The organism is Hoylesella timonensis S9-PR14, from assembly GCF_000762405.1.
Taxonomy (GTDB): domain Bacteria; phylum Bacteroidota; class Bacteroidia; order Bacteroidales; family Bacteroidaceae; genus Prevotella; species Prevotella timonensis_A.
Genome location: NZ_JRPQ01000184.1, coordinates 1 through 11,468, shown reverse-complemented (window position 1 = coordinate 11,468; position 11,468 = coordinate 1). Strand labels below are relative to the sequence as shown.

General features: G+C 40.5%; 10 protein-coding genes and 1 pseudogene. 7 read left to right on the top strand and 4 right to left on the bottom strand.

From position 1 onward, the window contains the following. Together HMPREF9304_RS11115 and HMPREF9304_RS11110 are read right to left on the bottom strand one after the other, a co-directional pair. Window positions 1-235: pseudogene (locus tag HMPREF9304_RS11115) on the bottom strand (toprim domain-containing protein); the annotation flags it as partial. 440 nt (window positions 236-675) lie between these two features. After that, the gene (locus HMPREF9304_RS11110; RefSeq protein ID WP_036929149.1) at window positions 676-1,869 is read right to left on the bottom strand and encodes a VapE domain-containing protein; all 1,194 of its coding nucleotides are present in this window, start codon (window positions 1,867-1,869) and stop codon (window positions 676-678) included. Window positions 1,870-2,314: 445 nt separating this feature from the next. Between HMPREF9304_RS11110 and HMPREF9304_RS11105 the strand changes: the two genes are divergently transcribed. The 7 genes from HMPREF9304_RS11105 (at window position 2,315) to HMPREF9304_RS11075 (ending at window position 8,525) form a co-directional block, all read left to right on the top strand. Beyond that, complete coding sequence (locus HMPREF9304_RS11105) at window positions 2,315-2,593, top strand: helix-turn-helix domain-containing protein (RefSeq protein ID WP_036929152.1); 279 nt, start codon at window positions 2,315-2,317, stop codon at window positions 2,591-2,593. A 6-nt stretch (window positions 2,594-2,599) separates the two neighbouring features. Next, entirely contained in the window at window positions 2,600-2,899 is a 300-nt protein-coding gene (locus tag HMPREF9304_RS11100) for a helix-turn-helix domain-containing protein (protein ID WP_036929147.1), read from the top strand. A 292-nt stretch (window positions 2,900-3,191) separates the two neighbouring features. Beyond that, entirely contained in the window at window positions 3,192-3,395 is a 204-nt protein-coding gene (locus tag HMPREF9304_RS11095) for a helix-turn-helix domain-containing protein (protein ID WP_036929145.1), read from the top strand. A 3-nt stretch (window positions 3,396-3,398) separates the two neighbouring features. Further along, the gene (locus HMPREF9304_RS11090) at window positions 3,399-5,423 is read left to right on the top strand and encodes a type I restriction-modification system subunit M (RefSeq protein WP_036929143.1); all 2,025 of its coding nucleotides are present in this window, start codon (window positions 3,399-3,401) and stop codon (window positions 5,421-5,423) included. Then, window positions 5,417-6,868 (top strand): restriction endonuclease subunit S, encoded by a 1,452-nt coding sequence (locus HMPREF9304_RS11085; protein ID WP_036929141.1) that lies wholly within the window; start codon window positions 5,417-5,419, stop codon window positions 6,866-6,868. Before HMPREF9304_RS11090 ends, HMPREF9304_RS11085 begins: the two co-directional genes overlap by 7 nt. 12 nt (window positions 6,869-6,880) lie before the next feature. Next, a complete protein-coding gene (locus HMPREF9304_RS11080; RefSeq protein ID WP_036929140.1) occupies window positions 6,881-7,882 on the top strand; it encodes a hypothetical protein in 1,002 nt (333 codons plus the stop codon). Next, entirely contained in the window at window positions 7,872-8,525 is a 654-nt protein-coding gene (locus HMPREF9304_RS11075) for a hypothetical protein (protein WP_036929138.1), read from the top strand. Before HMPREF9304_RS11080 ends, HMPREF9304_RS11075 begins: the two co-directional genes overlap by 11 nt. Window positions 8,526-8,658: 133 nt before the next feature. Here HMPREF9304_RS11075 and HMPREF9304_RS11070 read toward each other — a convergent pair whose 3' ends face one another. After that, window positions 8,659-9,882, bottom strand: coding sequence for a site-specific integrase (locus tag HMPREF9304_RS11070; protein ID WP_052046139.1), 1,224 nt, complete (start codon window positions 9,880-9,882; stop codon window positions 8,659-8,661). A 4-nt stretch (window positions 9,883-9,886) separates the two neighbouring features. After that, on the bottom strand, window positions 9,887-11,116 hold the full coding sequence (locus HMPREF9304_RS11065; protein ID WP_036929135.1) for a site-specific integrase: 1,230 nt from the start codon (window positions 11,114-11,116) through the stop codon (window positions 9,887-9,889). Window positions 11,117-11,468: the final 352 nt, after the last annotated feature.

The window sequence follows — 11,468 nt, the reverse complement described above, 5'->3', positions numbered from 1 at the left end:
ACCTTTGCAACAACATCACAAGGTCTATGATGCTGCCACCTTTGCCCAAGCCGAAGTCATACCAGAGATTGTGTGCGAAGTCCACTTTTAGGCTGGCATTGTGGTCTTCTCGATAGGGTGCATTGTAAAGGGCATAGCTGCTGTATCTCTTGATAGGCTGCATGCCACGAGCATTCAGGTAATCCGCTATGGAGATACTCTTGATGTGTTGCAGGTCATAATATTCGTAGTTCATTGCTATAGTTATTTCTTGATTATTTGAAAATGGAATAAATAACTCGGGGAGCTAATTCTCAGTTGATGGTTCTTTTGTCTTCACCCGATAGTCGTTTTACCTTCGGCTGACGAAGGATTGTTTTTCTGCTGATGATTTTCCCTTTTCGGAGTTTTTCCGTTTTTATCTTACTACCTTTCGACAATCGGATAAGTAATTGACAATGAAAGAGAAAAGTGTAACACTTCATTCGATTTCATCCTTCTACAACTTATGTCTACACCATGCCATCTTCATTCTGCTGTAGAAGCGTAGAAAGATGGTAGTAAGCTGCGTCGCAATATGAATACCTCCTGCAATCCTTTCTCTTTCACTGTATTATCCTTAGTTGTAGTAATGTAGTAAGGAGAATAGAAAGGAAAAGAGAAATGAGTATAGTGAAGGGAGATAGTAAGAGAGTGCTATGGCGGCTGCTCGGGATGAATCTTGCGAACAGCATAGACATATACGGGATTGCCGTTTACCCTGCGACACTCCCTTGTATAACCAGCCTTTCGCAAGGCTTCGCCCATCCGCTTGGGAGAGAGCTGCTGTCGGGTATAGCAGGAGAGATACCCCACTATCTCCGAATTGGTCATATAGAATCGCTTGGTGGCTTTCTCCGCTTCCGTTGGAAGGGTGAAATAGCGGAGCAATAGTTCCATTTCAGTCGTATAGACTTGAAAGGCTTCGCTATTATGGTGCAGTTCGATAATCTCCTCATCATTGAACCAATAGCGAAATCCGCTTTTTAGTAGTGCTTTGGCATCGCTATACACAGCATCCATTGGGATTGTCTTGGCTAGGTCTATATCTATCGCCAATACCTCAAAAGGTAGGAAACGTCGGCTTCCTGTCGGGTCGGTGAGAAAATCGTTGCCATTGACCGAAGCCACGAAGTTCGCCAAGTGTGGTCGCTCCTCGATATGCTTCTCGTAAGGCATACGATACTTCACCTGTGGACAGGTAATGAGGTTCTTCAGTTCGTTCTCATCTCGCTTGTTGAGGGCTTTGAGTTGGTCGTCAATGTTGATGATGAGGTTTTGACCGATAAGGCTCAACACATCTTTCTCCTGTGGGTATATCTTTCCCGTATAGCGGTAGTCGGATAGGGCTGGCGGACAAAGGAGGTCAAGGAATGTGGTCTTGAATTTTCCCTGTTCACCCGTCAATACAAGGCAAGTATGGTTACAACACTGCTTGTCATCCATCGCATTGGCGACTACCGCCACCAACCATTTGGTAAGGTATTCCCTCCACTTATCGGGATTGGCTACGATTACACAATTAGCAAGTGCAGTTATTGCTTCTTGCTTCACTGCGTCTACAGCAGGTAAACTGTGGAAATAGGCTTGTACAGGATTGATCCGTGGAGAGAAGTCGCTTTCTATGATACTGTATAAGTTTTCTGATGAAGTCTGTACGTTGGCTTCCTTATTCAAGGCTCGTTTAAGCGTGTTGATGCAGTAGCGGTCTATCGCCACATAGTTCCCCGTTCCTCTTTGGCAATACTCGGCTCGGTTTAAGACGGTATTGTAACGGAACTCATATCGCTCCGAAAGGAACTCCTCTATTTGGATGTTCTTTGAGGTGTTGTCGCAGTTTTCTCTTTTCATTGTGCGAATTGCTTTCTATTACTTGGTTTTGATATTTGGCACGTTCTCGATTACCAAAGCCAAGTTAGGCAGGCTTTTTCGCAGAGCCAAAGGTGGCGGTGTTCTTGCATCAAAGTACATCACTTTTCTTTGCTACGACACAACGAGAAAGCCCCTTTTCGCCCAACAATGGAGGAAAAGGGGCAAAATAAGTGTGCGGATAGTACGGTGAGAAAGTGTGAGGTCTGCAACGATTCGCAGAGTTTTGCACTTTTCGTAAGGAACAAATGACTTTTAGAGCGATGCAAGAGGATTTGAAAAGGGAAAAATAGGGGAGATATGATGTGTGGACTTCCTGCCGTTTCCCTCTTCTTCCCTGCTTATCACGACCTCTTCGGAAATCGAAATCCACTGCTTACTTTTGCGTCAGAAATCAATAATCACGCAAATAAAACAACAACGGAAAATGAGATTTACAGCCATTGACACCTCCGCTTGGGAGGAACTGAAAGAGAGTATCGTGGAACTCACAGACTGCTTCAACGAGCACTTTGCTCCACCTGCCGAATTACCCGACCTATTGCACAATGGGGATGTGTGCCGAATACTGAACATCAGTAAGCGGACACTGCAACATTATCGGGATACTTCCGTGTTGCCCTTTATTCAGATTGGGCATAAGTGCTACTATAAGCGTGAGGACGTGGAAGTTCTCCTCTCGAAGTCTAACCCTCGTAAAAGCTAAACGACTATGGAGTTTGAAACGATCAACAAAGAAACACCCGAAATGAAGCAACTCATTTCGGGCATTAGAAACCTTACAAAGCGTGTGCGAACCACAGCACAGACACATCGTCCTCTATTTGATGGCGAACTCTACCTCACAGGTCGAGAGGTCTGCGAAAGGCTTTTCCTTTCTCCACGCACCTTGCAGGACTATCGGGACAAAGGCATTTTCCCCTACACCCAAATTGCTGGCAAGATCCTCTATAGACTCTCCGATCTCAATAGGATACTACAAGAGAATTATGTCAAGCGAAGTTCGCTATAACATATGCTATCATAACCTTTGCTTTATCAAGCAAAGCCTTGACTTCTCTACACAACTCAAAACTCTTGGACATCTGTTCCGAGAGTTTTTGTTGTATATCAGGAGCAAGTATTGTGAAACTACTTTATACAACAATGATAGGTGTTTTTCTCATTTTGATATGATTAGTACCACCATACCCCCACCTCAAAGTAATAATATCGTATTCATTGTGTTAAAGCTGCCGTTTTCTTCGTTTTATTCAATATAAGTTCATATATTTGCATGATTAAATAGACAAACGCACAATCTTATGGCACAGAACATCGAGCATAGCAATCTTATCAAAGACAAGCTAAAAGAAAGAGGTCGCACTCAAACGTGGTTAGCTAAACAACTTGGTATGAGTTTCAGTATGACTAATGCCTATGTTTGCAACCGCAAACAACCTAATCTCGCCACCATCTTCAAAGTGGCAGACTTGCTCGGAGTTTCACCAAAAGATTTAATAGTATAAATTATGACAGATACAATTATTCAAATAATCCCAGAAGGGAAAGTAAGAGATTATATTGATGGTACTATAAGAAAAGAGACTCCCGAAGAATATGTGCGTCAAACTGTAGAGAAGCGTTTGGTTATTGAGCATAAATATTCAAAGGAGCAAATTGCCGTAGAGTTTCCTATTAAAATGGGAAATGGGAAGAAACGCGCAGATATTGTGGTATTTCCAGAAAATGCAACTAAGGAGGAACGAAAAGATCAACAACATATAGGACTCATTATTGAGTGTAAAAAAGAATCTGTCAAACCTACTGATAAGGGAGAAGGGGTAGCTCAATTAAAAACCTATATGGCTTCTTGTGCCAATTGCCTATGGGGGATGTGGACAAATGGCAAACATAAAACCGTATATAAGAAGATTATCGCTCCTGATGGTATAATCCATTATGAGGAATGTAATGACATACCTTCGGCAGATGGTAGTAATAATGAAAATGAGAGACCACAACGCAAGAAACTCTCTAAAGCTACGGATGACAACTTACTTTTCACGTTCCGTACTTGTCACGATATTATTTCTGTCAATGAGGGACATTCTAAACAAGCTGCATTCTTTGAGTTCCTCAAGATCATCTTCTGTAAGATTACTGATGAGCGAAATGTAACCAAACCTATCGAATTTTATACGACATCAAGCGAACGAAACTATCCAGATGGACAAGCCTCTGTTTATAAACGCATAGCACAAATATTTGAGGAAGTAAAGAAGCGTAATGGTAAGATATTTGAGGCAAATGATCTTATAAAACTTGAGCCACGTACTGTTACTCAAATAGTGGGTGAACTCCAAAAGTATTCACTACTTGATACTCGTATTGATTTTAAAGGTAAGGCTTACGAAGAAATTGTAGGTTCAAATCTACGTGGTGATCGTGGTGAATTCTTTACTCCACGTAATGTAATGCAAATGGCAGTAGCTATGCTCAATCCCAAAGAGGGTGAGAAAGTCTTGGATAGTAGCTGTGGCACAGGTGGCTTTGTCGTTACGGCTATGAATGCGGTGATTGCAACCATTAAGGCTAAGATGCAAAAGGAATATGGAGAAAATATGGAAGATTGGACTCCTGTTATCCGCAATGCTTTTAATGAGGAAATATCTCGTATAGCAGCTGAAAACTTCTTTGGCTTTGATATCAATCCCGACCTTGTTAAAGCTACAAAGATGAATATGGTAATGAACAATGATGGTAGTGGGAACATCATACAGCTCAACACTTTACTACCTCCGCAATTATGGGAGCAAGGGAAAAAGTCAATGCTGGAACAAAAAATGGATTTACCTCAAGGATCCATTCTCAATCATAAGACAATAGGGCTGTTTGATGTGATTGTAACCAACCCTCCTTTTGGCTCAAAAATTCCTATTAATGATCAGTCTATACTTGAGCAATTTGAACTTGCACATACTTGGACAAAGGTGTTGGGAAAATGGGAAATGAATGAAACCAACTTACGAGGAAGTGTACCTCCTGAGCAAATATTCATTGAACGTATCATTCAGTTACTCAAGTCTGGAGGACGTGCAGCCATTGTATTGCCTGATAGCATTTTTAGTTCTCCTGGTTTAGAGTTTATTCGTGTATGGCTTATGCGCAAAACACATATCATAGCCAGCATAGACCTTCATGCTGACACCTTCCAACCTCACAATGGAACTCAATGTTCTATTCTTTTTGTAGTTAAAAAGAGTGATGTAGAAATAGCCGAAGAAGAAAAGTTAGGTACCATTCCTGACTACAATATATTTATGGCTATGATAGACCACATCGGACACGATAAACGTGGCAATACTATATATAAGCGAGATGAAGAAGGTAATCTTATATTGCATCACGAGGAAAACCAAGTGCGAGAGGTAGATGGCGAGGGTAATGTGAGCTATCGCCAAGAGACTTTTGAAGAGAAGATAGTCAACGACCAGACCATACTGGTGGCTGATGTGTTTAATAAGTGGAAACGTGAAAATGGCATAACATGGTAAGCACAGCAAACCCTATTATCGAGCAATCAGAATCCAAGCGACAGATAGACCCTCTTTTGTTGCCTTCTCCGTTAAGATTTTGTACCATTTCTTTATCGCAAATGCAAAGAAACGGGGTACGACTTGATGCTTCTGCCTACGACATAGAAGCAATCAAAGCACTTAACAAGGTATATCAAAACCTTTATGGTTGGGTGTATCTGTGGGGAAAGAACGGATTAGTGAAAGATGCATATTATGGACCAAGAGCTAAAAGGAATTACTTACCCAAAGGAGTTCCTTTTTTGGGTAGCTCTGAGATGCTTGAAATTAAACCTATCCCTCAAAAATTTGTAGATAAGAAGTACACCAAACAATATGGAGTAAAAGATGGACAAATTTTATTATCTCGTTCTGGTACTATAGGAAATATTACCTATGTTAACAATACGCTCAGAAAATGTTGCATCAGCGAACATGCTATTCGGATATCTGCTGAAAATGCTGGCTATATTTACGCTTTCTTTGCTACAGAAATAGGAAAAGCGATAGTTCGTTCGTTTACTTATGGTGCAGTTGTTGATGAAATTGAGCCTGAACACCTCTGTAATATTCCCATTCCCAATGCACCAGAAGAGATAAAAAGACTGATTCATGAAGCCATTGTGGCATCTTACGATTTGCGTGACCAGTCGAACGCACTTATTGATGAAGCACAGCAGTTGCTTTATGATGCACTACAAATACCCGAAAGACCAAATCTCACACCCCAATATTACGCTCCAGAAGCTGGCTTCCGCAATTACACAGTGCCTCTCTCTAAACTCAATAATCGCCTTGATGCCTCTTATCACTTGCCCGAAGTAGACGAGATAATTAACCTTATCTCGAAGTATGCCAAGGAAGTAACTACGCTTGGAGATCCGCGTATATCCAAAGATATTATTCTTCCAGGTCGTTTCAAACGCATCTATGTAGAGAAAGAGCAAGGAGTACCTTTCTTTGGTGGCAAACAGCTGTTGCAACTTAATCCTTCTGGAGAAAAGTATCTTTCCTTCGGCAAGCATGCCGATAGAATAGAGAAAGAGCTTTCATTGGAAGAGAACATGTGTCTGATAACTAGAAGTGGTACCATTGGAAAAATTATGATCGTTCCTAAACATTGGACAGGTTGGGTTGCAAACGAACATTGTTTAAGGTTATCACCTCGAAATAAAGACTTGGCAGGCTATATATATGCTTGGTTGTCTACAAACTATGCTTTACCTTTAATTGTGCGGCACACTTATGGAGCTGTTGTTGACGAAATAGATGATAAGCAACTTGCTGAAGTCCCTATTCCATTGCTTCAAGACGAAGCAATACAACAACGCATCAATGACCTTGTACTTCAAGCCAATGAACTCCGCTACCAAGCCTGTCTCAAAGAGCAGGAGGCAATTAAAAAAATGGAAAGTATATTATAAATATCATATATTATGGCTCATAATCCAAAACTCAATGTTTATATAATTGGTCTTAAGCCTAAAAAGCAAGACGAAAATAAAACCTTTAGAGATTTCTTAAAGGAAAAATATTCCACTCAGTCTGATTTATCAGATAATAGTCTCATGGAATATCTTTTTAGTTCATTTGTTAACGGTGTGGGGCAGGACAAATTTCATAAGGACGATAAAAGTAAAAAAGTAATTGGTATTGATGATAGTAATATGCTGCCGATGAAACTTTATTCAGACAAATGGATGATAGATGGAGTTATAGAAGGTGGCAAGTATGGTATCTTAAGAGAGTATCAAGATACAGAAAAAATAGAAGAGAAGGCTGAAATAAAACCAAATTACGCAGTTTTGGATAAATACTACATTCTTCTGAACCCCGTCTTAAATGACAAGTATGCAGTATTACTATGTCAATCTTATACAGAAGAAAGTATTCAGGGACCTGTAAACGAGTTTATTAAAGAATTGTTTGGTGGGAGTGACAACTTCTTCAATGTAGATGTAGAGCCATTTGTGCCAAAGCGACTCAAAGAAAAATATGAGAAATCCGCAGCCATAAGAATGTTTAGTTTTACAGCACCATTACCGCTATCAGAAAGTCTTCGCACCAATGCAACTGAAGCTGCACAGGAATTTGAGGTAGAGGTACGTGTTAGACCAGTTAGTCAAAAACTTCCTATTAACTCTGATGGCACAAGAGAAATTATGCAGGCTGTATCTGAAATGAAACTTGAAGATCAGGCTCTCGGTGAAGGTAAGGGGCGCATATATACTGCAGATGAACAGGGTAGGAATGCCAATTATGATATTGCGAAGGATATTCAAAGTATAAGACCAACTATTTATCTTTCAGATGAAGGTATTACTTCTGACGAACAAACAGGTCTTCCTGATTTTGTGGCGATACAGAAGTATTGCCACAATCTTTTAACTGAAATTAAAACAGAGAGGAATATAAATCAGGAGATTCATGAATTTTAAAGAAGCATTCAAAACGTTAGTTCGTGATGCGCATTATTACCAATATGCAGGTGTTAGTAGTTCCGAATTAAGCATAAAAAAGAATAAACCTCGATGTTATCTCACCAAAATCCAATGGTATATATTAATGATTTCTGTCGTGACAGCAATTACAACAGTAGGTGGATTTAGTAGGGAGTTTGCTGGATATGTTGTATCTGCTCTATCACTTTTTGTAGGTTTATTCTTCTCATTTATTCTAATGTTAATTGACAAATTCCAGAAGACTGATTTTAGTCCATATAAAATGGAGGTCAATGCTCAATTAATGCCGATAGGAGTGAGATTGAAGAACTATTATAAAAAGGCAACCACTCTTTCATTTTATATTATAGTGTTAGCTTTACTATGTATTTTGCTTCTTTCTGCATCATTGCTTAGTATCCCGTTCCATGAAGTATATCTATACATCAAAGAGAGAATTTCGATAAAATATGTAGATACATGGAAAACAATATGGGAAACTTCTTCTTTTATTATAAAATCAACATATCGAGGAGTTTCTATATATTTCCTCTTGGACTTCCTTTGGATAACTTTATATTTGCTTTCGTCCTTCTTTGATTATGTGAGTAGTGAATACGACAAAGTGAGACTAAAATAGTATAATGTGCAGAAATTAAAATATAACTTTGATTTTTTATGGACTGCACATATTAGACAACTTGTGATGTACACCGTTATTTATGGAGAGAGAGAAAAGTATCTTTCCACTCCCTCCATAACGATATGAGACTCTATTTTGCTATTTTATTTCTTATCTGACACCAAGAATTCGCTAATATTTTACACTTTTTCTCTATCAACTTATTCATATCCTTTGAAATCTTGCTGTCCGTAATCTGAGCATAGATCTGAGTGCTGGCAATGGAGGCATGTCCCATCATCTTGGCAATACTCTCAATCGGCACTCCTGCCTCCAATGTCAGCGTGCCGAATGAATGGCGACCGACATGAAAGGAAAGCGGTTGCCGAATTCCACAAGCCAAACCTATCGCTTTGAGGTGCGTCCCTATCTGTATTCGGCTGAGCGATGTTTCAAAAATGGGGCTGTCTTCTTTCTTATCTTTTGCAGGGAATATTGAGAGTATCTGCTCAGCTATCGGGTGCAGTGGTGTAATGCTCTCTACATCAGTTTTCTTTCTGTACTGACGAATATAACGTACCCCAGCACTATTCGTCTCAATATCGTAGTACCGCAACTTGCTCACATCTGCAAAAGCCAAGCCTGTGAATACAGAGAAAAGAAATATCCTCCGCACAAACTCCGCTTCCTTATTTTGAAGGGGCATAGCCAAAATGCGAGCAATATCCGTCTTGCCCAAACAGCGGATCTTTCGCTCTACTCGCTCATACTTCGCATCCTCAAAAGGATTGTATCGAATGGTTTGCTGACTTACCGCCCTATACATCAGCCGACTTAGCCAAAAGAGAGTTTGTTTCGTTGTCGATAAGGCATAGCCTTTTCGCTTGAGATGGATACGATAATCATCGAAAAACTCCATGGTAAGGGTCGTAAGAAGAATGTCTTCTTCTCCCTTACTCTCTACGAACAATTCCAGTTGCCTATGATAGCAACGGCAACTTTGGTAGGTGTTTAATGCTCTTGTAGATTGAACTATCGACAATTCCTCTCGGCTAAGAGCAAGTAGCATGGTCGGATTTGCTCCAACTCCTTGTAGATGGTTCTTAAGCAACTCGGCACTCACTGCACCAAATTGCAAGAGCAATGCATTATATCCCTGCTCTATCTTCTCTCTAAACGATTGCAAGCGTTGATTCTGTTTCTTGTCATTCGTCTCTTGTCGCTTCACGCTCCAATCTTTGGGAGAGATACTTTCTCCTGTGGACATTACTACTTTTGATCCGTCTATCGTAATACGGCAAAGGATAGCCGTAGTGCCATCTGTTCTCAGTTTGCTACGATTGATGTAGAATAGGATATTGAATGTGCTACGCATAATCTTAAAGGCTAAGGGTTAAATCTGAGGTGAAAGAGAGAAAGCGACCAAACTCCTCGAATACTTTCGTTGGTGTTACATGAGCATATCGTTCAGTAGTCTCAATCTTGCTATGCCCAAGCATTTTACTCACGGTTTCTATCGGCACTCCATTCTCTAAGGTTATCAAGGTGGCAAAGGTGTGCCTTCCGACATGTGCGGTCAAGGGAATAGATATTCCAGCCTTCAGCTGTAAGGCTTTGAGCAAAAATCGGTAAGTCTCATAAGTAATTGTCGGTAACAATCTATCTCGTTCTTCCGAATGATAGGTATCGAGCAAAGCAATAGCTTGGGGAAGAAGTTTTACCCGACAGAGGGTATCAGTCTTCTGCCGTCTAAACTTCAGCCACATTGCTCCTGCATCATCCTGTACAAGATGCTCTTTGCTCAGGTTCATCATATCACAGAAGGCTGTACCTGTGTAGCATGTAAAGAGGAAGAGATTGCGAGCAAGAGACAATTCTACCTCGTAATCTTCTAATTGAACATTCAAAATCTTCTCTAAAGAAGACCAATCCAATGCTCTCGGTAGTTTGCTCTCTCCTCGGTCTATTTTGACAAGATCAAAGAGAGGGCGGTCAATCAGTCCTTCACGAAAAGCCAAACGGCATACCTTCTTTACAGCCAAAGTCATCTTGCGATAGTAACTCTGAGAATGACCATGTCTACCGACACTATATTGATGCAAGCCGTCCAAGAAGTCCTCGGTTAATTGCCCAAAAGTAATGTCGTTTGTGTGGTATCGCTCTTGGATAAAGACTTGCAGGTGCTTCTTGATCATATAGTAGACCGAGTGCCAGCGTTTCGAAATCTCCACCCCGACAAGTTTCTTCTCTTCTTCCACCATTTGGTCGTATCGCTGTAAGAACGTAGTGCGGTTCTGCATTGAGCCTTGAAACTGCTCCTTGATCTCTTTGGCAGAAAACTCAATTCCTCTATCACATAGAGTTTGATACGCTCTCTGTACGGAAAGGAGCAACTGCTCCAACTTTGCATTGGTAGTTACTGCTTCACGACTTTTGCCGTTTAGGCGGCTCTCTCGAGTATTCCACAACTTAGGATTACAAGAGAGTTTACTGCTAAACTGAGCCATCGTGCGATTGTAGGTTATTCGCCCCATAATTGGAGCTTGTCCCGACTTATCCAAACCGCTCTTTTTGAGGTAGAGCAACACCTTCATTTTGTCTTTCTGCATACGCTTCTGTTTTTGTGGGCAAAGTTACCCGTTTTTGAAGCGTTTTCAGGTATGCAAAACATTGTGATTCAGCGCATAAACACCGTAATGACAGATGCCGTTACCATTGTGCTTATTGCTTTCTGTTACCTGTCATCGTTTGCTTGTATTTGGATAACGATTTGGTAACGCATCTTCTGCACAAATCCACGTTTTCTGCACTTTCCATGCCAAAGCAGTTCACGGCAAAAAAACGTGTTTCTCTCATATTCTCAACCACTTACCATCAATCTACATAAATCCACCTTTTTCTTGCAGTTGTCCCTAAAAGAAATATATGAAAGTGCGTATTTTATTTTGTTGGGCAGGAAAT

Coding starts and splice junctions, on each gene's coding strand:
- HMPREF9304_RS11075 (WP_036929138.1), top strand. CDS start 7,872: ATGAATTTTAAAGAAGCATTCAAAACGTTAGTTCGTGATGCGCATTAT.
- HMPREF9304_RS11100 (WP_036929147.1), top strand. CDS start 2,600: ATGGAGTTTGAAACGATCAACAAAGAAACACCCGAAATGAAGCAACTC.
- HMPREF9304_RS11065 (WP_036929135.1), bottom strand. CDS start 11,116: ATGCAGAAAGACAAAATGAAGGTGTTGCTCTACCTCAAAAAGAGCGGT.
- HMPREF9304_RS11095 (WP_036929145.1), top strand. CDS start 3,192: ATGGCACAGAACATCGAGCATAGCAATCTTATCAAAGACAAGCTAAAA.
- HMPREF9304_RS11080 (WP_036929140.1), top strand. CDS start 6,881: ATGGCTCATAATCCAAAACTCAATGTTTATATAATTGGTCTTAAGCCT.
- HMPREF9304_RS11070 (WP_052046139.1), bottom strand. CDS start 9,882: ATGCGTAGCACATTCAATATCCTATTCTACATCAATCGTAGCAAACTG.
- HMPREF9304_RS11110 (WP_036929149.1), bottom strand. CDS start 1,869: ATGAAAAGAGAAAACTGCGACAACACCTCAAAGAACATCCAAATAGAG.
- HMPREF9304_RS11105 (WP_036929152.1), top strand. CDS start 2,315: ATGAGATTTACAGCCATTGACACCTCCGCTTGGGAGGAACTGAAAGAG.
- HMPREF9304_RS11090 (WP_036929143.1), top strand. CDS start 3,399: ATGACAGATACAATTATTCAAATAATCCCAGAAGGGAAAGTAAGAGAT.
- HMPREF9304_RS11085 (WP_036929141.1), top strand. CDS start 5,417: ATGGTAAGCACAGCAAACCCTATTATCGAGCAATCAGAATCCAAGCGA.